Genomic DNA, 25,075 nt, shown 5'->3' on the forward strand with positions numbered 1-25,075 from the left:
GTTCGCGGAGGAGGTCGCCGGTGGCGGCGTTGATGACGCGGACGTGGAGGTCGGAGTCCAGGAGGAGGACGTGGGTTCCGGCGTGGGGTCGGCCGATGCCGATGTGGCGGAGTTTCCCGGCGACGCGGGGGGTGACGCACCCGGTTTTGTCGATCTTGTCGTGCGGACGCGGTCGTGGCTGGCTTCGAACCGGATGTAGGAGCTCTTGGGGCGTTTCGCGGGCTCGGGGGTGACCGCGCCGTGCCGGGCCAGGACCCGGTTGATCGTCGCCTGGGACAGAGTGGCGTCGTGGTGATGGGTCAGGTACCAGGCGATGGTGTCCGCGCCCGCGTCCAGGCCCTGCTCGGCCAGTTGCTTGCGCAGCCGCAGCACCGCCTCCACCGTCTCCGGCGCGGTGGCCCGCGGTGAGGTCTTGGGCCGGCGCGAGCGTGGTGTGAGCGCCGCTTCGCCCTCGGCCTCGTCACGGGCCTTGAGCCGGTACACCCACGAGCGGTGAACCCCGTACCGGCGTGCGACCGCAGCGGGAGACTGCTCTCGACCACCAGCGCTGTGATGACCAGGCGAGCCTTCGACATTGCTGATCATCACGGGCCCACCCGGCTTTCGACCATGACCTGAGACAGCGTGTCGCCGATGTCGTGAGACACCTGTCGCCGATGTGTTGAGTCAGGACACTGTCACCCCGACACTGTCACCCCGACAGCAGTCAGAGGCCCTGTCCGAGACGATCGGACAGGGCCTCTGGCGTTGGTACAGCTGCCAGACCATCCTGGCTCCCGCTGTCGGGCCGACTGTTCGAGCTCGAGCCGCGCACGTCTATCCGCGTGCGAGCCGGGTGACCGTCAGGCCGAGCGAGGCACCCGTTCGTCCACCGGTTGCTGTTCGTCGTCGGGCACCCATCGGAGCACGTCGCCGGGCTGGCAGTCGAGTACACGGCACACGGCGTCGAGGGTCGTGAAGCGCACGGCCTTGGCGCGCCCGTTCTTGAGCACGGCGACGTTCGCGGGGGTGATGCCGACCGCCTCCGCGAACTCGGCGACCGACATCTTGCGGCGCGCGAGCATGACGTCGATGTCGACGATGATCGCCATCACACGACCTCGTCGAGCTCGCGCCGGAAAACCGTCGCGCTGCGCAGCAGGCCGCGCATGACGACCATCAGCAACGCGAACGCGGCCCCGCCGATGGCCACGCCTCCACCGATCAGGACGAGTCCGGGCGCGTCGTCGATCTCGCCCACGTGCGCACACAGGCCGGCAACGACGACCGCGGCGACGAGTCCGGCGACGGTGATGACATCGACCCACCGGAACGCGCGCTCATCGAAGATCGCGTCACGTCGCACCATGGAGAGCAGCACCCACAGGGCGACGAGCGCGACCTCCACGCAGGCGATGGCCGCGACGCCGAGCGCCGCGTAGGCCACGGCGCGGTCCGCCAGATCGGATTCCGGGTGCGTGGCGACCACGAAAACGATCACGGTCTGGGCGCCGAGGGCACCGAGCGCGATCAGGATGAGGAGCACCCGGAGGGCGCGAATGACGAGCTGACTCATCGCTCGATGATCGATGGATAGCTATCGAAAGTCAATAGCTCGGCCGTGCCGGGAAGAGCACCCGACCAGTCCCCTTGCGGAAGATCATGCGACGGGACCCGCGGTCACGCGCGTCGGCTTCGGTGCAGCGACGAGTTCCGGCGCAGGTGCCGGTCTGTACGCCGAGGCGTGGCCTCGCCCCACCGGAGGATCGGAGACCGACCGTGAAGCTGACGCTGACGCAGTTCCTGTCGCTGGACGGCGTGTCGCAGGGGCCGGGCGCCCCGGACGAGGACACGAGCGACGGGTTCACGCGCGCTGGCTGGCTGGTACCGCACATGGACGAGGAGTTCGTCCAGCTCGCCGCGACGTGGCTGCGCGAGGCCGACGCGTTCCTGTTCGGCGCCCGGACCTACGCCAACTTCTCGCGGGACTGGCCCAAGGTCACCGACCCCGACGATCCGTTCGCCGGGAGGCTGAACGGGCTCCCGAAGTACGTGGCGTCCCAGACCCTGCGCACGGCCGCCTGGGCGCCGACCACGAATCCTCTCGGGCGACGTGCCGGCGCGGGTTGCGGAGCTGAAGCGGCAACCCGGCCGGGAGCTGCAGATCCACGGCAGCGCGCAGCTGGCCCAGTCACTGCTGGCCGCGGGACTGATCGACACTATGCGGCTGCTGATCGCGCCCGTCGTGGTGGGCACCGGTAGGCGACTGTTTCCGGAGGGCGGGGCCCCGGTCGGGCTGCGGCTGGTGAGCAGCGGGGCGACCCCGGGCGGGATCGCGGTTCACGTCTACGAGTCGACCGGGCAGCCCGAGTACGGCACGTACCGGGCCGAGGGGTAGCCGGCGGCCAGGCGTGGGCCCTCAGGACAGCCCGTCGACCAGCCGCACCCCTCGCCCTCGCCCTCCCGCTCCTCGTCGCCCTCGTGCTGGTCGCGCCGGGCGCGCGGGCGCCGACGAGGAGCGCCCTCGTGGGCCCGCTCAGCCGGCGTCGGGCCCCGAGCGCCACCGCTCGGCGTAGCGCTGCTCCTGCGCGGCCCGCTCCCCCGCCGTCGCCCGGCCCCGGACCTCACCCGCGGTGCCCCGCGGGTAGCCGGCCTTCATCGCGCGGTGCTCGGTCGTCTCGTACATGTACGCCACCGAGTAGAAGTAGCCGAGCGACAGCCCGGCGAGAACGGCGCATCCGCGAACCCAGGCCGGCCCGGGGATCAGCACGTAGAGCAGCACCGCGATCGGGAGCAGCTGGACGGTCGTGCGCACCAGGTGGCGCAGGGCCCAGGTCCGTACCGTGACGTCGTAGAGCACCCACTCGTGGTAGCGGGACGGGAGGCTGTTGCCGAAGGCGTACAACACCCAGCGGACCGGCCCCGGCCTCCGCCTCGTGTCACCCACCACGCCCCCAACATTCGTGTCCACTGCGGTACCCACGGTACGTCGGCCGGTCGTGCTCCGGGTGTGGGAGCCATCCCCCGCTCGGTCGAGGACTCGAGCGCGGTGCTCGACCCGGGACCTTCACGCCGCTCACCCGGGTCATCCGCGTCTGCACAGTGACCGGCGGCGCTCACCCGGCCGCCCCGAGCCTGTTGGCCCGTACGAGCAGGTACAGCAGCACCGGGGCCCCCACCAGCGCCGTGACCACCCCGACCGGCACCTCCAGCGGGCTGAACAGCCGCCGGGCCAGCAGATCGGCGGCGACGACGACGAGCGCGCCCACTCCGGACGTCGCCGTCAGCGCGACCGACCGCATCGGCAGCAGCCTCCGCACGATCTGCGGCGCCACCAGCGCCACGAAGCCGACCGGGCCGGCCGACGCCGTCGCCAGCGCGGCGAGCGTCACCGCCGCGACGATCAAGACAGCACGGGCCTGCTCCACACGTGCCGCCAGGCCGCGGGCCACGTCGTCCCCCAGCTCGAGGAGGCGCAGCTGCCGCGCCGCCACGAGCACGACCGGCACGCACACGGTCAGGGCCGTCCCGACCATGGCGACGTGCGAGTGGTCGCGGCCCGCCACGCTGCCGACGAGCCAGATCGCCGCCTGCATCGCGACGTTGCGCTCCGAGCGGGTGAGCAGGAACGACGCCGCCGAGCTCAGCAGCGCCGTCACGCCGATCCCGACGAGCACCAGCCGGTACGGGCTGAAGCGGTGGCGCGAGGCGAGCCCGTACACGAGCGTGGCGGCGAACACGGCGCCGGCGAGCGCGCCGCCCACCACCGTGCCCGACCCCGCACCGGCGACCGTGATCGCCACGACCGCACCGGCCGACGCGCCGGCGTTGATCCCGATGACGTCCGGGCTCACCAGCGGGTTGCGCGCCAGCCGCTGGAAGATCGCGCCCGAGATCGCCAGGGCCGCCCCGACCAGGAGCGCGACGAGCACCCGCGGCAGCCGGTTGCGCACCACCACGTCGTAGGCGACGAGGGTGCCGTCGCCCGCCAGCGTGGCCAGCACCTGCGGCAGCGGCATCGGGTACTCGCCCAGCGTGAGCGACAGCGCGCCCACGGCGAGCGCGAGCACCCACGCCGCGCTGCCGAGCACCACGGCGGCCGCGTCGACGCGGAACGACACCGCACCCCGCCGGACGACCACCGCGCGGTTCACAGCTGCGGCAGCTTCCGCCGCCGCACGAGGTACAGGAAGACCGGAGCCCCGAGCACGGCGGCGGTCACCCCGATCTGGACCTCCTCGGGCCGCAGGACCACCCGCCCGGCGACGTCCGCGAGCAGCAGCACGGTCGGGGCGAGCACGGCCGACCACGGCAGCACCCAGCGGTGGTCCGCGCCGGCGATCGCGCGCGCGAGATGCGGAGCCGTCAGCCCGACGAACCCGATGGGGCCCGCGACCGCGGTGGCCGTGCCCGACAGCACGACCACAGCGGCCACGCCGAGCCCGCGGACGCGGTGCAGCCCGGCGCCCAGCGCGCTCGCGGTGTCGTCGCCGAGCGCGACCGCGTCGAGCGCCCGGCCCAGCGCGAGCGCGAGCACGGCCCCGGCCGCGACGAACGGCACGGCCTGCCCGACCGTCGCGAGGTCCGCCCTCGCCAGGGACCCGATCACCCAGAACCGGAAGCGCTCGAACGCGTCGACGTCGAGCAGCGTGAACGCCGAGGTCACCGAGCCGAGGAGGGCCGACAGCGCGGCGCCGGCGAGCGCGAGCTTCACCGGCGTCGCCCCGCCCCGGCCCGCCGAGGCCACCGCGTGGACGGCCACGGCCGCCGCGGCCGCCCCGGCGAACGCGAACCAGGCGTAGCCGGCGAGGGTCCCCACTCCGAGGACCGCGATGGCGACGACCACCCCCAGCGCCGCGCCGGCGTTGACCCCCAGCAGCCCGGGGTCGGCGAGCGGGTTGCGGGTGAGCCCCTGTGCCACAGCGCCGGCCAGCCCCAGCGCGACACCGGCCAGCAGGCCCGCGACCGTGCGCGGGATCCGCAGGTGCCACACGATCAGGTCGCTGTCCCGCCCGGCGAAGTCGGTCAGCGCGGCCAGCAGCTCGCCGAACCTGAGCGGCTGGTTGCCGACCAGCAGCGACAGCAGGGCCGCCCCGGCCAGCCCGGCCAGCGCCAGAGCGAGCGGTGCGGCCCTCCGTCGCACGCGCGGGCGCGGCGCGGGCGGCGCGAGGACGGACGTCACGCCCGGTCGGGGTGCACGATCGAGACGACCAGCTCGGCTGCGTGCGGCACCCGCACCCCGGCGGCCCGGTCGGCGAACAGGAACGGCTCGACGCGGTCAGCACGGACCGCGGCGACGTTGGCCAGCGCCGGGTCGGCCATGATCCGTTCGACGTCCGGCGCGGCGTCGGCGAGCGTGTAGGACGCGTCGCAGCAGGTGCTGGTGAGGATGACGTCGGGGTCCCGCGCGATGATCTCCTCGGCACCGACGCTCACGTTGCGCCGGTCGATGAGGTCGGCGAAGACGTTGTCGGCGCCGGCGATGTCGAGGATGCGCGTCACGAAGTCCAGTCCGCTCGCGATGCGGAACGTCCCGTCCCCCTGCGGCGCCACCACCGCCACGCTGGGCCGCGGCACGCCCTCCACCCGCTCGCGCACCGCGGCGATGCGGTCCTGCATGTCGGCGATCACCTGCTCCGCCCGCTCCTCGACGCCGAACAGGGTGCCGAGGCCGCGCAGGTCCGCGTAGACGGTGTCCATCGTGACCGATGCCGGGTCGATCGCCTCGTCGCTGCGCCCGTCCGCGCTCGGGCACAGCGGCCCGAACACCCAGGTGCGCACGCCGAGCTCGTGCAGGCTCGCCCGGGTGCCGACGCTCTCGCCGCCGCCGTCGGCGAACGTGTCGTTGAACCCCGAGAGCACGAAGTCCGGCGTGGCCGCGAGCAGGGCCTCGCGGCTGGGCATCTGCGGCAGGTACGGAGCCCGCGCCTGCGCCTGCGCGTACTCGGGCAGCACTGCGGCGTCGAGGAACGCCGTGCCGACGAGCCGGTCGCCCAGCCCGAGCGCGTGCGCCATCTCGATCGCCGGCTGGTAGGCGGCGTAGATGCGCTGCGGCGGCGCCGGGACGGTCACGTCGATCCCGCAGTTGCGCACCGTCGTGCCCTCCCCCGTGGCCGCGGCCGACGGTGGCGGGCCGCCACAGGCCGTGCCGAGGAGCAGCGCGGCGGCCGGCAGGACGGCCGCGAGGCGACGGGTGCGGGGCATCGGCGACGGCCTCTCGACGGGCGGGCGGATCACCGGAGCGTACGCAACACCTGAGCACCTCTTCAATCGGGACGGGGTCTCGGTGTCAGAAAGCCACGTTCCCGACGTTGAATGACAGGAACGTGGCTTTCCTGACAGTCGGAGAGGGGCCCTGTCCGCCGGTGCCCGCCCTCAGCCGCGCGGCGACGCGGTGCTGTGCCGGACGACCAGGTCCGTGGCGAGCTCCACGCGCGGGCTCTCGATCTCCTCGCCGTTCATCAGACGCAGCACCGTGCGGGCCGCGAGCAGGCCCATCTCCACGAGCGGCTGCCGGACCGTCGTCAGCGGTGGGGACGCCCAGCGGGCGCCCGGCAGGTCGTCGAAGCCGACGACGGACAGGTCGTCGGGCACCCGCAGGTGCCGCACCCGGGCGGCCTCGTACACGCCGAACGCCATCTCGTCGCTCGAGGCCACGATCGCGGTGGGCGGCTCGGCCAGGTCGAGCAGCGAGCACGCCGCGGAGTAGCCGGACTCGTGCTTGAAGTCCCCCTGCTCGATCAGGGCGTCGTCGACCGCGATCCCGGCCGACTGCAGCGCGGCGCGGTAGCCGTCGAGCCGCGCCCGGCTGCACAGCAGTCGCGGGTGTCCCGCCACGATCCCGATCCGGCGGTGGCCGAGTCCGAGCAGGTGCTCGGTGGCGCTCATGCCGCCGGACCAGTTCGTGGCCCCGATCGTGGGCACGTCCAGCGCGGGGATCCCCGCCGGGTCGACGACCACGGTGGGAACGTGCAGCCTGCGCAGCTCGGCGTGCAGCGTGGGCTCGAGGTCGGAGGTGACGAAGATGACCCCGTCGGACGCGCGGGCGCGCACGTTCTCCAGCCACTGGCGGGCAACGGTGGATCGGCGGTGGATGGCGGAGACGACGGTGCCCGCGCCCGCACCGTGGGCCACCTCCTCGACCCCGCGGATGATCTCCAGCGCCCACGGGCTGTCGATGTCGTTGAAGACGAGGTCGATGAGGTTGGCCCTGGTCTCCTGCCGCCGGGTCGGCCGCTGGTAGCCGTGCTGCTGCAGCAGCTCCTCGATCCGCTTGCGGGTCTCGGGCGCGACGTCGGCGCGACCGTTCACCACGCGGGAGACGGTGGGCAGCGAGACACCCGCCTCCTGCGCGATGGCGGTGATGGTGACGCGGCCTCCCGCGTGGTCGGCCACTGGCCCTCCTCGTGCTCCGGAACAACCCGAGTCTAGTTCCGGAAACCGTCCGGCCCCCGGATCAGGCCACTGTGTGCGCCCCGTCCAGATCCCACACCTGCAGCCGGCCGCACATCCCGTGCCCCTGCGGTCCCGGGGCCGGTGTCGCCACGTGGACGGAGGCGTCCGCAAGGTGTCGCCCGCGCCCGGCGGCGATGTCGTCGAGGTGCTGCCCTGTCGCGTCTGCCTGCGCCTTCGGCCCGCGTTCCCACGCGTGTCGCCAGCCGGCTGCCTTGCCTCCGACCAGCGCCACCGCCGCCGCGTGCAGTTCCGCCAGCGCCGCAGGGCCCTCGGACCCGACGCGCTCGCGCAGCGCGAGGTAGCCCTCGACGGCGAGATCGCGGCGCCGGCGGGCCGCCGTGCCCAGCACGACGTCGGCGGCGGTGGGGTCGGTCGGTCCGGCGGCCGACGACAGCTCGGTGGCCGTCCGGTACGCCCGCGGGTCGGCGAGCACGTCGGGCGGGTAGGTGAGCACGGCGTCGCCCGCCTCGGGCAGGCCGGCGTTCTGCATCACCACGACCAGCTCGAGGTCACCGCTGGTGTTGACGAGGCGGTGCACCGTGCCGGGGGTGAACCACAGCAGCGTGCCGGCCGACAGCGGGGTCTCGCGGAACCCGGCGCTGCTCAGCGTCTCGAGCACGCCGGCGCCTCGCAGCACCACGTATCCCTCGGCGGAGGCCGTGTGCAGGTGCGGCGACCCACCGGCGAGCCCGTCGGCCGCGGGCCAGTCGTACACCCGCAGGTGCGACACGCCCGTGCCACCGGGGAAGCCGGTCACGGGCGCTCCGCGCGCGCCAGCTCCGCCAGGCCGACATCGGCGAGCGCCGCCGACCCGTCCTGCTCCCGGTCACCGTCGGCGATCACCACCGCGTACCGAAACGACAGTGGTACGCCCGGGGCACCTCCTCGCGGAAGAAGGGCGCGGGGCAGACGCAGGCGTAGACGCCGGACCGCACGAACCACGTCGTGGGGAAGCCGCGGTTGGCCGGATCGTCGACGAACACGAGCGTGGACGCGCGGCCGGTGTCGTCGTGCCTGCCCGCGAACGCAAGCCACGGCTCGCGCACGCCCATGAGGTCGTCGCCGCCCACTGCGTCGGCGGTGTAGGCCCGCCCACCGGAGAACGACCGCGGGCCCCGCCAGAAGAGCCCTCCGTAACCGGCGTTCTCCCGGCCCTCCGTGGTGGGGCTGCCGAGCGTGACGGTGCTGTCGGTCCGGTTGGTGAACTCGGTGGTGAAGACCAGCGTCCAGGCGCCGCGATCGGGTTGGGCGGTGACCTGGAACGAGCGCTTCTCGGTGAACCACGTGTCGCCCTGCTGCGTGATCCAGTCCAGCCGCCCGCCGACGACGACGCCCTCGGGCCGCGCGTCGATCCGGTCGAAGGTCCGGTGCTGCGTCGTGCCGTCGTTGGGCAGCCACTGGTAGCCCCGGCCACGCACGTAGGTGGGGCCGCCCCAGAAGTTCGCCGAGCCCACGTCGGGCAGCGACACGTTGGCCAGGGACCACATGAGGCCCTTGTGCCACACGTGGTCGTGCGGGCGGTAGAGGCTCACGACATCGCCGCCGTGCGTCCGCAGCGGGTGGAAGTACGGCTTCGGGGACTCCACCTGCGCGTCCCACGGCCGGTACACGTACCGGACCAGCTCGGCGTCGGCATGACCGATGCGCAGCGAGCGGTCGTGCTCGTGGTGCGCCGGGTCGGGGCGCCGACGAGGCCGTCAGCGCGACGTCGGTTCCGGCCGGCTCGCCGGGCCTTCGCCTTGCTCACGTCGCGGTGCACCCGGATCGCCTCGACGATCTGGTCGCCGACGGTGTGGACCAGCGAGAGCGAGGTCATCGGCTCCTGGAAGATCATGGAGATGTCCTTGCCGCGGACGTCGCGGATCTCCCGGCCACGGGGGTCCAGCTCGGCGAGGTCGAGCACCTCGCCGCCGGAGCGGTGCAGCAGGATCTGCCCGTCCACCACCCGGCCGGGCGGGTCCACCAGCTGCAGGATCGACCGGGCGGTGATGCTCTTCCCGCACCCGCTCTCACCGACGACGCACAGCGTCCGGCCGCGGCGGACCTGCAGGTCCACGCCGTCGACCGCGCGGACGAGGCCCTCCTCGGTGAAGAAGTGGGTCCGGAGTCCGGCGAGCTCGACGAGGACGTCATCGCGCTGCGAACCGGGCGCGACCTGGACCGCGGCGACACTGGGTTCCTGCACGTCTCACCCGTCCTATCGGTAGGGGTCGGCGGAGTCGCGGACCCCGTCGCCGACGAAGTTGAGCGCCAGAACCGCCACCACCACGGCTACGCCGGGGAGCAGCAGCCACGGCGAGCCGGCGATCGTGTGGATGTTCTGCGCCTCCTGCAGCAGCACGCCCCAGCTGACGACGGGCGGCTGCAGGCCCAGGCCGAGGAAGGACAGCGCGGTCTCGGCGAGGATCATGTACGGGATCGCGAGCGTCAGGGACGCGATGATGTGACTGCTGAACGACGGCAGCATGTGCCGCAGGATGATCCGCGGCGTGCCGACCCCGTCCAGCCGCGCGGCCAGCACGAAGTCCTCCTCGCGCAGTGACAGGAACCGCCCGCGCACCACGCGCGCGAGGTCCGTCCAGCCGATCACCGAGAGGATCACGGTGATCGCGAAGTAGGTCTCCAGCGGTCCCCAGGTTCTCGGCACCGCGGCCGACAGCCCCAGCCACAACGGGATCGTCGGGATCGACATCAGGAACTCGATCACGCGTTGGATCGCGGTGTCGGCGCGGCCGCCGAGGTAGCCGGAGATCCCGCCGAGCACGATCCCGAGCACGAACGTCAGCGCCACCCCGACCAGCCCGATCGACAGCGAGATGCGGGTGCCGTAGATCAGCCGGGACAGCAGGTCGCGTCCGTTGCGGTCGGCGCCGAGCAGGTACATCGGCGCGTCGGGATCGCTCGGCCCGAGGAGGTGCAGGTCGGTGGGGAACAGCCCCCACAGCTCGTACGGCTCGCCCCGCACGAAGAATCCGACGGGGATCTTCTGCGACTCGTCGATCTCGTAGACGCGGGCGAGCGTCTCCGGGTCGCGTTCGGAGGTGTAGCCGTGGACGTAGAGCCCGAACTCCCAGCCGCCCCCCGAGGTGTCGATCACGTGCAGCTGCTGCGGCGGCGCGTAGGTGTGGTCGGCGTCGAACGAGTCGGGAGTGGACGGGGCGAGGAACTCCGCGAACACCGCGACGAACGCCATGAGCAGCACGACCACCCCGCTGGCCATGGCAAGGCGGTGCCTGCGGAACCGCCACCAGATCAGCTTGCGCTGCGAGGCGACCGCGAAGGCGGCCTCGTCCACGCGGTCGGCCTTGCGCCGGACTCTCGATGCCATGCTTCTCAGCGCCATGTTGCTGCCCTCACCCTTGCGCATGCCTGATGCGTGGGTCCCACCACGCGAGCAGGAGGTCCGACACGAGCGTGCCGATCACGGTCAGCGTGGCCAGGATCAGGATGAAGCTGCCGGCCAGATACATGTCCTGGCTGATCAGGGCGTCGAGCAGCAGCGGGCCGGTGGTGTCCAGCCCGATCACCACCGACACCAGCACCTCGCCGCCGACGAGGCTCGGCAGCAGCCAGCCCACAGTACTGATGAACGGCCCCACCGCCGTGCGCACCGGGTACTTCAGGATGATCCGCCACTCCGGGAGCCCCTTGGCCCGCGCCGTGGTGACGTACGGCTTGCGCAGCTCGTCCAGCAGGTTGGCGCGCAGCACCCGGATCAGCGCCGCCGTGCCCGCCGTGCCGATGATCAGCACCGGGATCCACAGGTGCGCGACCAGGTCGATGACCTTGCCCAGGTTCCAGGCCGCGTCCACGTACTCGGGCGAGAACAGCCCCCCGACGCTCTGACCGAAGTAGCGGAACGAGATCCACACGAAGATGAGCGCGAGCAGGAAGTTCGGCGTGGCGAGGCCGAGGAACCCGATGAACGTGAAGGCGTAGTCGCCGAACGAGTGCTGGCGCACCGCGGAGTACACGCCGATCGGGAACGCGATCGCCCAGCTGACCAGCAGCGTGGCGATCGCCAGCGCGATCGTGAGGCCGAGCCTGCCCCAGATCAGGTCCGACACCGGCCTGCGGTACTGGAAGGAGTCGCCGAAGTCGCCGTGCAGCACGATGTTGGAGATCCACTGCCAGTACTGCACGTAGATCGGCTGGTCGAGCCCGTAGCGTTCGCGCAGCGCGTCGACCAGCCGGGTGTCCACGGCGTCGCCGCGGGACGCCAGCTCCGCGATGTAGGTGGACAGGAAGTCGCCGGGCGGCAGCTGGATGATCAGGAACGTCACCACCGAGATGGCGAACATCGTGGGGATCATGTAGAGCAGGCGCCGGACCACGAGCTTGGTCATCGGGTCCCCCCGGCGCCGCCCGGCCCGGCCGTCACCACCGCGGGCCCGTGCCGCTCATGCCCGCGTGGAACGGCGACGGCGCCGCCAGGTCGGCGGGCGTCACCGGGGTGCGCTCGAACGCCGACGCGTAGACCCCCGCCACCAGCTGCATCGTGCGCCGCGCGTCGGCCGAGGTGACCGGCGGCGGGCGGTGCTCGCGCAGGCACCGGAGCACGTGGGCGAGCTGTGCGCGGTGCCCGCTGCTGACGCCGGCGTCGCCCGCGGCCCACGCCGCCGTCACGACCTCCTTGTGGCCCGGCGCGGGCGTGATCCGCCAGTCGTCGTCGCCGTAGCCGTAGAGGTGGGTCAGCTCGACGGTCGCGCGCTCGAAGTCGATGCGGATGTAGCTCTCCTCGCGCGGCGACAGCACGCTGTTGACCACGGTGGCGACGGCGCCGTTCGCGAACGTCACGTGGGCGACCGACAGGTCCTCGGTGTCCACCGCGCGGGCCTGCCTGCGAGCGATCGCCGACACCTCGGTCCAGTCGCCGAGCAGCGCGACCAGGAGATCCATCTGGTGGATCCCGTGCCCCATGGTCGGGCCGCCGCCCTCGGTGTCCCAGCGGCCGCGCCACGGCACGTCGAAGTAGGACTGCTCGCGCAACCACGTGGTGTGGCAGACCGCGAGCAGCGGACGGCCCAGCGCTCCGGAGGCCATCACGTCCTGCAGGCGCCGGGCCCCGGAACCGAAGCGGTGCTGGAACACCGTGGCCACCCACGGGCCGTCGGCGCCTTCGGCGGCCGCGAGCTCGTCGAGCTCGGCGAGGCTCAGCGTCGGGGGCTTCTCGACCAGCGCCGTGGCACCCGCGCCGAGGCACGCCAGCACCTGCGCGTGGTGCAGACCCGGCGGGGTGCAGATGTGCACCAGGTCGGGCTCGACCGAGGCCAGCATCTTCCCGAGGTCGGTGTATCGGAGGGCGACGTCGTGCCGGTCGCCGAACGCGGCGAGCCGCTCCGCATCGACGTCGACCCCCGCGACGAGCTCGACCTCGTCCGACAGGGACCGCAGGGCCTCGGCGTGGATCCGCGCGATGCCGCCGGTACCGACGATCGCTGCCCGGAGCGGGCTCACGCCGACGTTCCGGTCGTGGTGGGCGAGCACATGGTCGTCTGCCTCCTCGTCGAGGTGTACCGGTGCGACCGCAACGCCTTCCGGAAACTTCCCGGTTGGCATTGGTCACGAACCGTAAGTACGCGAGCGGGGGACGTCAAGGGCTTCCGGAAAGCGCTATCACCTCGTGACGTCAGCAGCGCGTGGGCAGTCCGGGCGGGCGACTGGCGGCACGAAATTGCAGCAAAGCCACTTTCATGCCATCTGCTTGCGTGAAAGTGGCTTTGCTGCAACCGGGGCTGCGGACCAGGACCGGGTGGTCCCTGGGAGACGGAGGGCTACCGGCCCGGCTTGCGCGGCGGCCTGTCGATGCCCGCGACTTAGAGCACGAGCAGCACCGCCCCGGCCGGCCCGGCGACCCAGACCCACCACGGGTACAGGGCGCCGGCGCTGAGCGAGATGATCCCCCAGATCACCAGGTTGACGGCGGTGAGCCCGGCCCAGACGATCGTCAGCACCCGCATCGCCGTGCCGCCGTCGGTGTCGGAGAAGACCGGCCGGCGGCCGGGCTCGGGCGGCAGCGCGGGCAGGTCGGCCGTCGCGCGCTCGAGCTCGCCGCGGGTGCGCGCCGCCCAGACCGACCGCACGCGCTCGTCGAACTCGCCGAGGTCGAGCTACCCGCTGTCGTGGGCCCGCCGGAGCCGGTCCTGCACACGGCCGCGGTCAACGTCGGAGACGCGCATGTCCTCGGGGCGCACCGGCTCGCTCACGCGGGTGATCCTTGCATGATCTGCGTCACCGGCCGTCCACCGTCCGACCGACCCGGATTGCACTCATGCGTACTTTCGCATATGTTCCGCGGATATGGGAGCGGGCCACGGACACGGGCACGGCATCGATGCGGCCGACGCCGGCAGCGCGTCGGGCCGGCACGTGCGCCGGCTCGCGATCTCGCTCGGCGTGCTCGCCGCGTTCCTCGTGCTGGAGGTCGTCGTCGGGCTGGCGACGTCGTCGCTGGCCCTGCTCTCCGACGCCGGGCACATGTTCACCGACGTGCTCGGCGTCGGCATGGCGCTGGCCGCGATCACGGCCGCACGCGCGTCGCGGCGCAACGACCGGCGCACGTTCGGGCTGTACCGGGCCGAGGTCCTCGCGGCGCTCGCCAACGCGGTGCTGCTGTTCGCCGTGGCCGGCTGGGTGATCGTGGAGGCCGTCCGGCGCTTCACCGAGCCGCCGGAGGTCCCCGGGCTCCCGTTGCTGATCACGGCGGCGGCCGGGCTCGGCGCCAACCTCGTCGTGTTCGCGATGCTGCGCCAGGGGGCCAAGGAGAGCCTGAACGTCCGCGGCGCCTACCTCGAAGTGCTCGCCGACACCCTCGGGTCGGTCGGGGTGATGGTCGCGGGTGCGGTGACGCTGCTGTTCGGCTGGCGCTACGCCGACCCGATCGTCGCGATCGGCATCGGGCTGTTCGTGCTGCCGCGCACCTGGTCGCTGGGCCGGCAGGCGGTGCGGATCCTCGTGCAGGCCGCGCCCGCCCACGTCGACGTGACCGCGGTCCGGGACGGGCTCGGCGCGCTCGACGGCGTCCAGGACGTCCACGACGTCCACGTCTGGACGCTGACCTCCGGGATGGAGGTGGGCTCGGCACACCTCACGGTCGACGCGGCGTGCAACCCGGGGGCCGTGCTGACCGCCGCCCAGAAGTACCTCACCGAGCACCACGATCTCGATCACTTCACCGTGCAGGTCGAGCCGCCGGGCACCCACACCGGCTGTGCCGAGCTCACCTGGTGACGGTTGGGGCAGGATCGGCGGGGTGACCGCACATCCCGTCGCCCCCGTGCCCGAACACCTCTTCGACGACGAGCGTGAGCAGCGGTGGCGCGCCCGGTTCACCGCGCCCCGCATGTCCCGCCCCACCTGGGCGAAGGACGCGCCGGACCGCTCGGTCTACACGTCCAACGCCAGCGGGACGACCGAGGTCTACGTCTGGGACCGCGCGACCGGGGCGCACCGGCAGGTGACCGACCGGCGCAGCGGCACGCACTCGGCCACGCTGCCGCCGGACGGCGAGACGGTGTGGTGGTTCGCCGACACCGACGGCGACGAGTTCGGGCACTGGGTGACCGAGCCGTTCGCCGGCCGGCCGGACGCCGCCGCGGCCGAGCCCGCGATCCCCGGCGTCGAGGACGGCTACCCGGCCGGGCTCGAGATCGGCCGCTCCGTCGCCGCCGCGGGCACGTCCACCGACCACGGCACCGCGATCTGGGTGCGGCGCGGCGACGGGCCGGCGGAGGTCGTCTACCGGCACGCCGAGGACGCGGGAGTCGGGGCGCTGTCGGAGGACGAGACGCTGCTCGCGATCAGCCATTCCGAGCACGGCGACTCCCGGCACCCGGCGGTCCGGGTGCTGCGCGTCTCCGACGGCGGCACGGTCGCCGAGAAGTCCGACGGCGAGGGCAAGGGCCTCACGCCGCTCGTGTTCGCCCCGGTGCCGGGCGACGGGCGGCTACTCCTGCTGCACGAGCGGCACGGCCGCGAGGAGCTGCTGCTCTGGGACGTCCTCGCCGACACCGAGACCGAGCTCGCCCTCGACCTGCCGGGCGAGCTGATCGCCGACTTCGCCCCGGACGGGAAGTCCCTCCTGGTCTGGCACACGTTCGCCGCGCGCACCCGCCTGCACCGCTACGACCTGAGCACGGGCGAGCTGACCGAGCTGCCGGTCGCACCGGGCTGCGTCGGCTCTGCCGAGGTGCGTCCCGACGGCACCGTCGAGTACACGTGCTCCTCGGCCGCGGAACCGTCGACCGTCCGCGCCCTGCACCCCGACGGCACCGACCGCGTGCTCGTCACCCCGCCCGGCGAGCGCGCGCCCGGCTCGGTGCCCGTCGAGGACCTGTGGGTCGACGGCCCCGGCGGGCGGGTGCATGCGCTGGTCGCCCGGCCCGACGGCCAGGACGGGCCGGCACCCACGGTGTTCAGCCTGCACGGCGGACCACACGCGGCCGACGAGGACCGGTTCAGCGCCGCCCGCGCGGCCTGGGTGGAAGCCGGCTTCGTCGTCGTGGAGGTGAACTACCGCGGCTCGACGGGCTACGGCTCGCCGTGGCGCGACGCTATCGAGGGCCGGCCAGGGCTCACCGAGCTGGAGGACGTGGCCGCCGCGCTCGACCACTGCGTCGCCGCCGGGATCAGCGACCCGGCCCGCTGCGTGGCGGAGGGCTGGTCGTGGGGCGGGTACCTCGCGCTGCTGGCGATCGGGACCCAGCCGCAGCGGTGGGCGGCCGCGCTCGCCGGCGTGCCCGTCGCCGACTACCTCACCGCGTACGCCGACGAGATGGAGCAGCTGCGAGCCTTCGACCGGGCGCTGTTCGGCGGCTCGCCCGAGGAGCGGCCGGACGCGTACCGGACGGCGTCGCCGCTCACCTACGTCGACCAGGTCCGTGCACCGGTGCTCGTCCTGGCGGGCGAGAACGACCCGCGCTGCCCGATCCGCCAGGTGGACAACTACCTCGACGCGGTCGCCGCCCGCGGTGACGTGCGGTACGAGGTGAGCCGGTTCGACGCGGGCCACGGCTCGCTCGTCGTGGAGGAGACCCTGCGCCACATGGCCACCGAGATCAACTTCGCCCGCCGCGCCGTCGGCTGACCGTCCACCCCCGACCGGTCATCAGCGCCCCGCAGCCTGAACGCCGATCGGCCCCGGAACCGCAGGGGTTCCGGGGCCGATCAGCACAGTGCTCGCGAGGTCAGACCTCGATGCGCTCACCGGACTCGCCGGCGAACAGGTGCACGTGGTTGGGCTTCGGGGCGAAGTGCAGCACCGCACCCCGGCTCGGCGGCGTGCGGCCGTCGACGCGCGCGATGACGGTGTGGCGCTCGCCCGCGACCTCCGCGGTGCCGTACACGTAGGCGTCGGCGCCGAGCTCCTCGACGACGTCGACCTCCGTGGCCAGGCCGGCCCCGGGCTCGGCGACCTCCAGGTCCTCGGGGCGGACACCCACCGTGAACGACCGGCTCGTCGACTCGGCGACCGCAGTGCGCGGCAGCCGGATGTCGGCGCCGCCGAAGTGCAGCACGTCGCCCTCGACGTCGACCGGGAGCAGGTTCATCGCCGGCGAACCGATGAAGCCTGCGACGAACACGTTGGCCGGCCGGTCGTACATCGCCCGCGGCGTGTCGACCTGCTGGAGGAGGCCGTCCTTGAGCACCGCCACCCGGTCGCCCATCGTCAGGGCCTCGACCTGGTCGTGGGTGACGTAGACGGTGGTGATCCCGAGCCGCCGCTGCAGCGACGCGATCTGGGTACGGGTGGAGACGCGCAGCTTGGCGTCCAGGTTGGACAGCGGCTCGTCCATGCAGAACACCTGCGGCTGGCGCACGATGGCGCGGCCCATGGCCACGCGCTGGCGCTGGCCACCGGACAGCGCCTTCGGGCGGCGGTCGAGGTACCCCTCGAGGTCGAGGATCTTGGCGGCTTCCTTCACCCGCTCCTGGATCTCGGACTTCGGCTTGCCGGCGATCTTGAGCGCGAAGCCCATGTTCTCGGCGACCGTCATGTGCGGGTACAGCGCGTAGTTCTGGAACACCATCGCGATGTCGCGATCCTTCGGGGGAACCCGCGTGACGTCGCGCCCGCCGATGTGGATCGAGCCCTTGTCGATGTCCTCCAGGCCCGCGAGCATCCGCAGCGAGGTGGACTTGCCGCATCCGGAGGGCCCCACGAGGACGAGGAACTCGCCGTCGGCGACCTCCAGGTTCAGGGAGTCGACCGCGGGCTTGGTGGTCCCCGGGTAGATCCTGCTCGCGCTGTCATAGGTCACAGCAGCCATGCTGTGGCTCCTTCCACCGGCAGGTACGTGCCGGACGATCCGAGTGTGAGGGAGTCGAGCACCCGCAGCCTGCCATGGCGGAATGCGTTTGCACCAGACCCACTACGCAGTGTCAGCACATCGCCACACCCGTGTGAGTTACGCGATCGTTACGGCCAGAGGTTGCTGTGAGTGGTGCGTAAACGCTTCCATACCCCCGATTCGCACGACTCGGGCACAACGTCCGGGTCGCACCGACGAAAGCGGAGGCTGTGATGTCTGCACTGACGCTGCGCAGGCCTTCGCGCACGACGAGCCTGCTGGGCGCCGCACTCGGAGTGAGCCTCGTGCTCGCCGGCTGCGGCGGCAGCAACGTGGGAGGCGGCGGCTCCGGCCAGGCCCCCACGGGCGAGGACTGCGCGGCCTACACGCAGTACGGCGACCTGACCGGCAAGCAGATCGAGGTCTACACCTCGATCACAGCCCCGGAGGACCAGCCGCACATCGACTCGTACCAGAAGTTCCAGGAGTGCACGGGGGCGCAGGTCGTCTACAACGGCTCCAAGGAGTTCGAGGCCCAGCTCAACGTGCGCGTGCAGAGCGGCAACGCGCCGGACATCGCCTACATCCCGCAGCCCGGCCTGCTCGCCACGCTGGTGCGCGACACCGGCGCCGTGAAGCCCGCGCCGCAGGCCGTGGCCACCAACGTCGACCAGTACTTCTCGGAGACGTTCAAGTCCGCGGGCAGCGTCGACGGCACGCTCTACGCCGCCCCGCTGGGCTCGAACGTGAAGTCCTACGTGTGGTACTCGCCGCAGGCGTTCGCCGCCAAGGGCTACGAGGTCCCGCAGACGTGGGACGAGATGGTGGCGCTGTCGGACCGCATCGTCGCCGAGGGCGGCGTGCCGTGGTGCGCGGGCATCGCCTCCGGTGAGGCCACCGGCTGGCCGCTCACCGATTGGCTCGAGGACGTGATGCTCCGGGAGAACGGCCCGGACGTCTACGACCAGTGGGTCACGCACGCGATCCCGTTCAACTCCCCGCAGGTCGTCGCGGCGCTCGACCGGGTCGGCAGCATCCTGAAGAACCCGGAGTACGTCAACGGCGGCCTCGGCGACATCCAGTCGATCGCCACCACCACGTTCCAGGACGCGGGCCTGCCGATCCTGGAAGAGACCTGCTACATGCACCGCCAGGCGAACTTCTACGCCGCGAACTTCCCCGAGGGCACCGACATCTCGGAGAACGGCGAGGTCTTCGCGTTCGAGCTGCCGCCGATCGACCCGAACGCGCCGCAGACGATCCTCGTCGGCGCCGAGTTCGTGGCCGCGTTCTCCGACCGGCCCGAGGTGCAGGCCTTCCAGGCGTTCCTCTCCTCGCCGGAGTGGGCCAACGAGAAGGCCAAGGCGGGCACCGCGCTCGGCCAGAGCGGCTGGATCAGCGCCAACACCGGCCTCGACCCGAACAACCTGTCGAACCCGATCGACAAGCTCTCCGTCGAGATCCTGCAGGACCCGGAGAACACCTTCCGGTTCGACGGCTCGGACCTCATGCCGGCCGCGGTGGGTTCCGCGTCGTTCTGGTCGGGCATGACCGAGTGGATCCTCGGGCAGAGCAGCGCGGACGCGCTCACGGCCATCGAGCAGTCCTGGCCGACCACCCCGTGACCGCCCGCTCGGCCCTGATCGGACCGGTGACGCGCGACGCCGCCGCACCGGAGCACCGCCAGGGCTGAGCGCCGCACAGCAGGACCCGGCGCCGGGGGCGGGTGGATCACCATCCGCCCCCGGCGTTCTTCATCATCGGCGCGCTCCGGAGGTGAGCCGGCATGACCTTGCTCGACAAACTCTTCCAACTGCTGGTCGCGGTGGTTCTCTTCGCCGCCGTGATGGGCGGGGTGCTGTTCCTCGCCAACCGGGCCCGCGGCCGCTGGTCCAATCTGCTGCAGAGCCTCGCGTTCGTGGCCCCGGCCCTGCTGCTGCTCGCGGTCGGCCTCGTCTACCCGGCCGTCCGCACCGCGATCCAGTCGGTCTTCGACCGCACCAGCGCCAACTTCGTGGGGCTGAGCAACTACATCACGATCTTCACCCAGCCCGACCTGCTGGTCGTGCTGCGCAACACCGCGATCTGGGTGATCGTCACCCCGCTTCTGGCCACCGCGATCGGCCTGATCTACGCGGTGCTCGTGGACCGCACCCGCTTCGAGGCCCTCGCCAAGGCCCTGATCTTCCTGCCGATGGCGATCTCGTTCGTCGGCGCGTCGATCATCTGGAAGTTCATCTACGAGTTCCGGCCGAACCAGCAGAACATCCAGCAGATCGGGCTGGTGAACCAGTTCCTGGTCTGGCTCGGCTTCGAGCCGGTCAACCTGATCCTGCTGCAACCGTGGAACAACCTGCTCCTGATCGTCGTGATGATCTGGATCCAGGCGGGGTTCGCGATGACGATCCTGTCGGCGGCGATCAAGGCGATCCCCGACGACGTGGTGGAGGCGGCCCGCCTCGACGGCGTCGGCGGCCTGCGCATGTTCTGGTTCATCACGCTGCCGAGCATCCGGCCCGCAGTGGTCGTGGTGCTCACCACGATCAGCATCGCGGTGCTCAAGGTCTTCGACATCGTGCGCACGATGACCGGCGGCCAGTACGGCACCGGCGTGGTCGCCAACGAGTTCTACACGCAGAGCTTCCGGCTCTTCGACCTGGGCGTCGGCTCGTCGCTGGCAATGCTCCTGTTCGTCCTGGTGGTGCCGATCGTGATCTACAACGTGCGGCAGATGCGGAAGGTGGACGCGCGATGACCGCCGACGTACTTCTTCCCGCGGAGGCGAAATGATGGCAGTCCTCGACAGCGCTCCGAGCACCACGACCCCCGGGCTCGCCGCCACGACGGCGAGCCGGTCCGCGAAGAAGCGGCTCAGCTCGCCGTGGGCGTCGCTGGCGGCACTGGTCATCGCCGTGCTGTGGACGATCCCGACCTTCGGGCTGCTCCTGTCCTCGTTCCGGCCGGAGCGGGAGGTCAAGACCTCCGGGTGGTGGACGTTCTTCGCCGACCCCGCCGTCACGTTCGACAACTACACCGAAGTGCTCTTCGGCGGCAGCCGGCCGCTGTCGGGGTACTTCCTGAACTCGATCCTGATCACGATCCCGTCGGTGCTCATCCCGATCGTGCTGGCCACGCTGGCCGCGTACGCATTCGCCTGGATGCGGTTCCCGCTGCGCGACACGCTCTTCGTGGCCGTGTTCGCGCTCCAGATCGTCCCGCTGCAGGTGGCGCTCATCCCACTGCTGGAGCTGTACGTCGGCACGGGACTGAACGGCACGTTCTGGACGGTGTGGATCTCGCACTCGATCTTCGCGCTGCCGCTGGCGATCTTCCTGCTGCACAACTCGATGCGGGACATCCCGGGTGAGCTCGTCGAGGCCGCACGGGTGGACGGCGCGGGCCACGTGCGGATCTTCCTGACGATCATGCTGCCGCTCATGAAGCCGGCCATCGCGGCGTTCGCGGTGTTCCAGTTCCTGTGGGTGTGGAACGACCTGCTGGTGGCGCTCGTGTTCGCGGGCGGCACCCCGGACGTCGCGCCGCTGACGGTGCGGGTCGCCGACCTCGTGGGCTCCCGTGGCTCCGACTGGCACCTGCTCTCCGCCGGAGCATTCGTCTCGATCATCATTCCGCTGATCGTGTTCCTCAGCCTGCAGCGCTTCTTCGTCCGCGGCCTGCTCGCGGGCAGCGTCAAGGGCTAGGCCGGATCCGGCATGACCACGATCAGGGACGTCGCGGACGCGGCGGGCGTCTCCATCGCGACGGTGTCGCGCGCGCTGCACGGGTTGCCCCGGGTCTCCGAGGCCACCCGGCAGCGGGTGCTCGCCGTCGCGGCGGACCTGCGCTACGTCGCCTCACCGAGCGCGGCGAGCCTCGCCAGCGGGCAGACGATGGCGATCGGGGTGGTCGCCCCGTTCGTCAACCGGTGGTTCTTCGCCGCCGTCGTGCACAGCGCCGAGGAGCGGCTGCGCCCGGCGGGCTACGACCTGCTGCTCTACAGCCTCGGTACCAACGCGGTGGAACGGCAGCGCGCGTTCTCGGGCACGCTGCTGCACAAGCGGGTGGACGCGGTGCTGGTGCTCGGGCTGCAACCCACCGCCGAGGAGGTCGCCACGCTCTCGGCGGCGGGCGGTCCGGTCGGCGTGGTGGGGTTCGCCGTGCCGGGGTGGTGCAGCGTGCGGATCGACGAGGAGGGTGCCGCGCGGTGCGCTGTGCGGCACCTGATCGACCTGGGCCACCGCCGGATCGCGTTCATCGGCGGGGAGCCGGAGGACCCCCTGCTGTCGGCACTCCCGGCCGACCGGCTCGTGGGCTACCGGGGGGAGCTGGCCGCGGCGGGCATCCCGGCCGACCGCGCACTGGAGACGGTCGGCGGGTTCACGGTGCCCGGCGCGATGGCCGCGATGGAGCGGCTGCTGCGGCTGCCCGACCCCCCGACGGCCGTGTTCGCCGCGTCCGACGAGATGGCGATGGGCGCGATCCACGTCGCCCGCCACGCCGGGCTCCGGGTGCCCGGCGACCTCTCGGTCGTGGGCATCGACGACCACGAGATGTCGGAGATGTTCGACCTGACCACCGTCGCCCAACCCGTCGAGGCGCAGGGGGTGCTGGCCGCGGAGATGCTCCTCGCCGCGCTGGCCGAACCGGACCGGCCCCGTCCGTCCGTCACGGTGCCGACGCGGCTCGTGGTGCGCGGAACCACCGGCCGAGCCGGCTGACCGGCGGCACAGGGACCCGGCGGGGGAGATCGACCTGAGGGGGCTCTCGCGCCGGGCGCAACCCCTCTCACGTCGATCTCGCCCGCCCTTCCGGACGCACAGCGACGGGCCCGAGGGGTGAGCCGCTGGACTACTCGGACCGCCTGGCGGAGATCTTGCGGCGGTACGAGCCCGAGTCGGCGGTTGCGCGGGCGATGCACCGCGCGGAGTCCGCGATCCGCGGCGCCATCGAGCGCACCGAACGCCGGCTCGCGGAGGCTCACACGATTTGAGGCGTGTCCCGGTCGGCGAGGGCGTCGTTCACGCGTCGCATGGACGGGCGGGGTTGGGGTCGGGCCGGCGATCAGGTCAGGTCGTCGAACTCGCCTGCTCGGACCCCCTTGACCCAGGCGTCGACCTCAGCCCGGGTGAAGATCAGCACACCGCCGTCCGGGTGCTTGCTGTCCCGAATCGCCACAGTCCCATCGGCGAGAGGCGCCAATTCAACACAGTTGCCGTTGTCTCCGCTGTAGCTGCTCTTTCGCCATGCCAGGGCGCTGAGGTCGGTGGCCACGGAAAACAACTCCTGCTGTCACTGCGCAAGCATCGCCTCGATCAGAGCGACGGACTGCTCCGGACCGAGGGCGACCTGCTGGAGGTCACTGGCGACCATCCTATAGGTGGACACCTGGTCGGATTCCTGCAGGTAGACCGCGCCGTCCTTGAGCTCGACGTAGCAGATCGGCCGCGCCGACTCGAAGTCGAGCAGCACGAATGGTCCGGCAAGTGCGGTGTGCGGCCCATCCTCGGGGCGGACCACCTGCAGGGTCACCGTCGGGAGCTTCGCCAGCTCCAGCAGGTGCTCGAGCTGGGCGCGCCGAAGGTCGGCGTCGCCAACAGCAAGCCGCAGCGCACCTTCGGTGACAACGGCGTGGAGAGCAAGCGGGCGGTCAGCAGCCGTGAGTCGGCGAGTCCGTGCCATCCGGAAGCTGACGAACCGCTCGCCGTGGTCGCCTCGAACACGCGGCGACTTCGCTGTGATCGCCGCTGCATACTCCTGAGTTTGGAGCAGTCCAGGGATGATCGTCGGCTCGAACGTGAACTCGGATCCTGCCAGGCCCTCCAGCCCGACGAACGTCTTCAACCAGTCCGGCACGACGGCCGCCCATGGCGCCCACCACGTGGCGTCGTCCGCGCGACCGGTCAGCGACGTCAGCCGGTCGATGTCACGCTGCTCCGCGCCGTAGGCCTTGAGTAGCACAGCGATGTCGTCGGGGTCCTGCTGCTGCCGCCCGTTCTCCAGGTGGTTCAGCTTGGCCTTGCTGATTCCGGTTCGCGTGCTGGCTTCCGACAGCGACAGTCGCGCCGAGGTGCGGTAGCGGGCCAGTTCGGTACCGATGAGCCAGCGCAGCGGCGCTGCATGCGAAGCGAGCAATGTCCCACCTTCCGTCATGAGACGTCTCACGCTATCGTCACGAACCATTGAATGACAAGATTGCCTGGCGCCTCATGGAGCTTCAGTGACTACTCATCGTCCCATGCGTCACGCCCCCCATCGCGCCGCTTCCCCAGCTCCGGCCGAGGCGGGGTCCGGTCTCTCACACCACCCCGCCTCGGCCGGTTCCACCGCACCCGAGTCGGCGTGGCCACGATGATCGACCACCCGCTCGTCGAGTTCATCGTCCGCAACCCCGGGCTGGCAGAGACCCTGATCGGCGAGCATGTCGACGACGGCCAGGGGTACTGCCGCGCCTGCGCTCTCGACGCCCAACGGGGCTACCACTCCTACCCATGTTCGGTCCGGCGGATGGCGGAGCTGGCGCATCGTGTCGAGCAGTCCTCAGCTCTCCCGGACCGCCACGAGGTGGCGGAACGCGCTGATAGGAGGAGCTCGATCTGAGGGCGTTTCCTGCCGGAGCCAGCCCTTTCACGGGCCCCGCCTGGCAGGCGTGGCCACCCCACCCACCACCGCTCGCGCACCCCGAACCGGCTCACCCACCCCGTCGCCAGGTGCGGCGAACGAAAAGCGGTGCTTCGCCGACGCAAGGCCGCCAGAAGCGAAGGCCCGTCGATCAAGGCGCTGAGGTCGCTCCTGACTCGATCCAGTACGACATCAGCGCCTTGATCACCGCAGGTTCACCTCACGCGCCGAGCCGAACAGCCCCGGCGGTGGGTGAGCGTGCCGGTCGGGCCGCCCCCCTCACCCGGCCCGACCAGCACTGGAAAAGACCCCGCAACCCCGTCCAGCGTTGCCTGCCGCCGCGTAGAAGTGGCGCACGTCACACGATCAGGTCGCGCACCCGTTCCGGAGGGCGGGCGACGACGGCACGATCGCCCCTCAGCACGATCGGCCGCTCGATCAGGGCCGGGTGCTCGGCCAGTGCGTCGAGCAGGGCGTCGCGGTCGGCGTCGGCCAGCCCGAGCTCCCGGTACAGCCGCTCTCCCGTGCGCGTGATCGTGCGCGGGTCGTCGGTGCCGAGCCTGCGCAGGACGTCCTCGAGCTGGGCCCTGCTGGGAGCGGCCTCCAGGTAGCGCACCACGGCCGGTTCGACGCCGAGCTCGCCCAGCAGCTCGAGCGCGCCCCGGCTCTTCGAGCACCGCGGGTTGTGCCAGATCGTCACGTCGCTCGGATCGCCCACGTCGCCGACCCTATCC

The 25,075-nt window shown here is 71.8% G+C and carries 26 protein-coding genes and 1 pseudogene; 8 read left to right on the forward strand and 19 right to left on the reverse strand.

Annotation, left to right across the window (positions count from 1 at the left end; genetic code table 11):
- The 3 genes from KME75_RS13350 to KME75_RS13360 all read right to left on the reverse strand — a co-directional run.
- On the reverse strand, window positions 1-585 hold a 585-nt coding region (locus tag KME75_RS13350; protein WP_246632021.1), incomplete at its 3' end, for a helix-turn-helix domain-containing protein.
- 257 nt (window positions 586-842) lie between these two features.
- Window positions 843-1,091: a helix-turn-helix domain-containing protein gene (locus KME75_RS13355; protein WP_219414948.1), complete on the reverse strand. Its 249-nt coding sequence runs from the start codon at window positions 1,089-1,091 to the stop codon at window positions 843-845.
- Window positions 1,091-1,555, reverse strand: a complete 465-nt coding sequence (locus KME75_RS13360) for a DUF2975 domain-containing protein (RefSeq protein WP_219414949.1) — start codon at window positions 1,553-1,555, stop codon at window positions 1,091-1,093. The genes KME75_RS13355 and KME75_RS13360 overlap by 1 nt, the downstream gene beginning before the upstream one ends.
- Before the next feature lie 537 nt (window positions 1,556-2,092).
- On the opposite strand from KME75_RS13360, the gene KME75_RS45845 reads away from it, so the two are divergent.
- Entirely contained in the window at window positions 2,093-2,377 is a 285-nt protein-coding gene (locus KME75_RS45845) for a dihydrofolate reductase family protein (protein WP_308282743.1), read from the forward strand.
- Between the two features lie 138 nt (window positions 2,378-2,515).
- On the opposite strand, the gene KME75_RS13370 is transcribed toward KME75_RS45845, so the two are convergent.
- The 12 genes and pseudogenes from KME75_RS13370 to KME75_RS13425 form a co-directional block, all read right to left on the reverse strand.
- On the reverse strand, window positions 2,516-2,950 hold the full coding sequence (locus KME75_RS13370) for a DUF5313 family protein (protein WP_308282744.1): 435 nt from the start codon (window positions 2,948-2,950) through the stop codon (window positions 2,516-2,518).
- 145 nt (window positions 2,951-3,095) lie between these two features.
- The gene (locus KME75_RS13375; protein ID WP_219414950.1) at window positions 3,096-4,133 is read right to left on the reverse strand and encodes a FecCD family ABC transporter permease; all 1,038 of its coding nucleotides are present in this window, start codon (window positions 4,131-4,133) and stop codon (window positions 3,096-3,098) included.
- On the reverse strand, window positions 4,130-5,161 hold the full coding sequence (locus KME75_RS13380) for a FecCD family ABC transporter permease (protein WP_219414951.1): 1,032 nt from the start codon (window positions 5,159-5,161) through the stop codon (window positions 4,130-4,132). Before KME75_RS13380 ends, KME75_RS13375 begins: the two co-directional genes overlap by 4 nt.
- Window positions 5,158-6,183, reverse strand: a complete 1,026-nt coding sequence (locus KME75_RS13385; protein ID WP_219414952.1) for an ABC transporter substrate-binding protein — start codon at window positions 6,181-6,183, stop codon at window positions 5,158-5,160. Before KME75_RS13385 ends, KME75_RS13380 begins: the two co-directional genes overlap by 4 nt.
- A 171-nt stretch (window positions 6,184-6,354) precedes the next feature.
- Window positions 6,355-7,374: a LacI family DNA-binding transcriptional regulator gene (locus tag KME75_RS13390; protein WP_219414953.1), complete on the reverse strand. Its 1,020-nt coding sequence runs from the start codon at window positions 7,372-7,374 to the stop codon at window positions 6,355-6,357.
- Between the two features lie 61 nt (window positions 7,375-7,435).
- On the reverse strand, window positions 7,436-8,191 hold the full coding sequence (locus tag KME75_RS13395) for a cupin domain-containing protein (protein WP_219414954.1): 756 nt from the start codon (window positions 8,189-8,191) through the stop codon (window positions 7,436-7,438).
- Window positions 8,192-8,273: 82 nt separating this feature from the next.
- Window positions 8,274-9,020, reverse strand: coding sequence for a DUF6807 domain-containing protein (locus tag KME75_RS13400; RefSeq protein ID WP_308282745.1), 747 nt, complete (start codon window positions 9,018-9,020; stop codon window positions 8,274-8,276).
- Complete coding sequence (locus KME75_RS13405) at window positions 8,963-9,619, reverse strand: ATP-binding cassette domain-containing protein (protein ID WP_219414956.1); 657 nt, start codon at window positions 9,617-9,619, stop codon at window positions 8,963-8,965. Before KME75_RS13405 ends, KME75_RS13400 begins: the two co-directional genes overlap by 58 nt.
- A 12-nt stretch (window positions 9,620-9,631) precedes the next feature.
- A complete protein-coding gene (locus tag KME75_RS13410; protein WP_219414957.1) occupies window positions 9,632-10,762 on the reverse strand; it encodes an ABC transporter permease in 1,131 nt (376 codons plus the stop codon).
- 25 nt (window positions 10,763-10,787) lie between these two features.
- Entirely contained in the window at window positions 10,788-11,780 is a 993-nt protein-coding gene (locus KME75_RS13415) for an ABC transporter permease (RefSeq protein WP_219414958.1), read from the reverse strand.
- Between the two features lie 31 nt (window positions 11,781-11,811).
- On the reverse strand, window positions 11,812-12,993 hold the full coding sequence (locus KME75_RS13420) for a Gfo/Idh/MocA family protein (RefSeq protein ID WP_219414959.1): 1,182 nt from the start codon (window positions 12,991-12,993) through the stop codon (window positions 11,812-11,814).
- A gap of 257 nt (window positions 12,994-13,250) precedes the next feature.
- Window positions 13,251-13,532 (reverse strand): annotated as a pseudogene (locus tag KME75_RS13425) (DUF1707 SHOCT-like domain-containing protein); the annotation flags it as partial.
- A gap of 202 nt (window positions 13,533-13,734) precedes the next feature.
- On the opposite strand from KME75_RS13425, the gene KME75_RS13430 reads away from it, so the two are divergent.
- Both KME75_RS13430 and KME75_RS13435 read left to right on the forward strand, forming a co-directional pair.
- Window positions 13,735-14,664: a cation diffusion facilitator family transporter gene (locus KME75_RS13430; RefSeq protein ID WP_219414960.1), complete on the forward strand. Its 930-nt coding sequence runs from the start codon at window positions 13,735-13,737 to the stop codon at window positions 14,662-14,664.
- A gap of 22 nt (window positions 14,665-14,686) precedes the next feature.
- Window positions 14,687-16,519, forward strand: a complete 1,833-nt coding sequence (locus tag KME75_RS13435; RefSeq protein WP_219414961.1) for a S9 family peptidase — start codon at window positions 14,687-14,689, stop codon at window positions 16,517-16,519.
- Window positions 16,520-16,619: 100 nt separating this feature from the next.
- Here KME75_RS13435 and KME75_RS13440 read toward each other — a convergent pair whose 3' ends face one another.
- Complete coding sequence (locus KME75_RS13440; RefSeq protein ID WP_219414962.1) at window positions 16,620-17,702, reverse strand: ABC transporter ATP-binding protein; 1,083 nt, start codon at window positions 17,700-17,702, stop codon at window positions 16,620-16,622.
- Between the two features lie 254 nt (window positions 17,703-17,956).
- Here KME75_RS13440 and KME75_RS13445 point away from each other — a divergent pair, with 254 nt between their 5' ends.
- The 4 genes from KME75_RS13445 to KME75_RS13460 all read left to right on the forward strand — a co-directional run bounded on the left by KME75_RS13445 (window position 17,957) and on the right by KME75_RS13460 (window position 22,441).
- Window positions 17,957-19,348, forward strand: a complete 1,392-nt coding sequence (locus tag KME75_RS13445) for an ABC transporter substrate-binding protein (protein ID WP_219414963.1) — start codon at window positions 17,957-17,959, stop codon at window positions 19,346-19,348.
- Between the two features lie 161 nt (window positions 19,349-19,509).
- Window positions 19,510-20,478: a carbohydrate ABC transporter permease gene (locus KME75_RS13450; RefSeq protein WP_219414964.1), complete on the forward strand. Its 969-nt coding sequence runs from the start codon at window positions 19,510-19,512 to the stop codon at window positions 20,476-20,478.
- 31 nt (window positions 20,479-20,509) lie between these two features.
- Complete coding sequence (locus KME75_RS13455) at window positions 20,510-21,424, forward strand: carbohydrate ABC transporter permease (protein WP_219414965.1); 915 nt, start codon at window positions 20,510-20,512, stop codon at window positions 21,422-21,424.
- A gap of 12 nt (window positions 21,425-21,436) precedes the next feature.
- The gene (locus KME75_RS13460; protein ID WP_219414966.1) at window positions 21,437-22,441 is read left to right on the forward strand and encodes a LacI family DNA-binding transcriptional regulator; all 1,005 of its coding nucleotides are present in this window, start codon (window positions 21,437-21,439) and stop codon (window positions 22,439-22,441) included.
- A gap of 343 nt (window positions 22,442-22,784) precedes the next feature.
- On the opposite strand, the gene KME75_RS13465 is transcribed toward KME75_RS13460, so the two are convergent.
- Window positions 22,785-22,994 (reverse strand): DUF397 domain-containing protein, encoded by a 210-nt coding sequence (locus tag KME75_RS13465; RefSeq protein ID WP_219414967.1) that lies wholly within the window; start codon window positions 22,992-22,994, stop codon window positions 22,785-22,787.
- Between the two features lie 18 nt (window positions 22,995-23,012).
- The gene (locus KME75_RS13470) at window positions 23,013-23,873 is read right to left on the reverse strand and encodes a helix-turn-helix domain-containing protein (RefSeq protein WP_219414968.1); all 861 of its coding nucleotides are present in this window, start codon (window positions 23,871-23,873) and stop codon (window positions 23,013-23,015) included.
- Window positions 23,874-24,062: 189 nt separating this feature from the next.
- On the opposite strand from KME75_RS13470, the gene KME75_RS13475 reads away from it, so the two are divergent.
- The gene (locus tag KME75_RS13475) at window positions 24,063-24,320 is read left to right on the forward strand and encodes a galactokinase family protein (protein WP_219414969.1); all 258 of its coding nucleotides are present in this window, start codon (window positions 24,063-24,065) and stop codon (window positions 24,318-24,320) included.
- Window positions 24,321-24,699: 379 nt separating this feature from the next.
- Here KME75_RS13475 and arsC read toward each other — a convergent pair whose 3' ends face one another.
- On the reverse strand, window positions 24,700-25,059 hold the full coding sequence (gene arsC, locus KME75_RS13480; RefSeq protein ID WP_308282746.1) for an arsenate reductase (glutaredoxin): 360 nt from the start codon (window positions 25,057-25,059) through the stop codon (window positions 24,700-24,702).
- Window positions 25,060-25,075 lie beyond the last annotated feature (16 nt).

This window comes from Pseudonocardia nigra, assembly GCF_019396355.1.
GTDB classification, from domain to species: Bacteria; Actinomycetota; Actinomycetes; order Mycobacteriales; family Pseudonocardiaceae; genus Pseudonocardia; species Pseudonocardia nigra.

Bases quoted from the DNA above. Each gene is read 5' to 3' on its own strand.
- KME75_RS13355 (WP_219414948.1), bottom strand. From the start codon at position 1,091: ATGGCGATCATCGTCGACATCGACGTCATGCTCGCGCGCCGCAAGATG.
- KME75_RS13360 (WP_219414949.1), bottom strand. From the start codon at position 1,555: ATGAGTCAGCTCGTCATTCGCGCCCTCCGGGTGCTCCTCATCCTGATC.
- KME75_RS13385 (WP_219414952.1), bottom strand. From the start codon at position 6,183: ATGCCCCGCACCCGTCGCCTCGCGGCCGTCCTGCCGGCCGCCGCGCTG.
- KME75_RS13410 (WP_219414957.1), bottom strand. From the start codon at position 10,762: ATGGCATCGAGAGTCCGGCGCAAGGCCGACCGCGTGGACGAGGCCGCC.
- KME75_RS13415 (WP_219414958.1), bottom strand. From the start codon at position 11,780: ATGACCAAGCTCGTGGTCCGGCGCCTGCTCTACATGATCCCCACGATG.
- KME75_RS13420 (WP_219414959.1), bottom strand. From the start codon at position 12,993: ATGCCAACCGGGAAGTTTCCGGAAGGCGTTGCGGTCGCACCGGTACAC.
- KME75_RS13430 (WP_219414960.1), top strand. From the start codon at position 13,735: ATGGGAGCGGGCCACGGACACGGGCACGGCATCGATGCGGCCGACGCC.
- KME75_RS13440 (WP_219414962.1), bottom strand. From the start codon at position 17,702: ATGGCTGCTGTGACCTATGACAGCGCGAGCAGGATCTACCCGGGGACC.
- KME75_RS13445 (WP_219414963.1), top strand. From the start codon at position 17,957: ATGTCTGCACTGACGCTGCGCAGGCCTTCGCGCACGACGAGCCTGCTG.
- KME75_RS13450 (WP_219414964.1), top strand. From the start codon at position 19,510: ATGACCTTGCTCGACAAACTCTTCCAACTGCTGGTCGCGGTGGTTCTC.
- KME75_RS13455 (WP_219414965.1), top strand. From the start codon at position 20,510: ATGATGGCAGTCCTCGACAGCGCTCCGAGCACCACGACCCCCGGGCTC.
- KME75_RS13460 (WP_219414966.1), top strand. From the start codon at position 21,437: ATGACCACGATCAGGGACGTCGCGGACGCGGCGGGCGTCTCCATCGCG.
- KME75_RS13470 (WP_219414968.1), bottom strand. From the start codon at position 23,873: ATGACGGAAGGTGGGACATTGCTCGCTTCGCATGCAGCGCCGCTGCGC.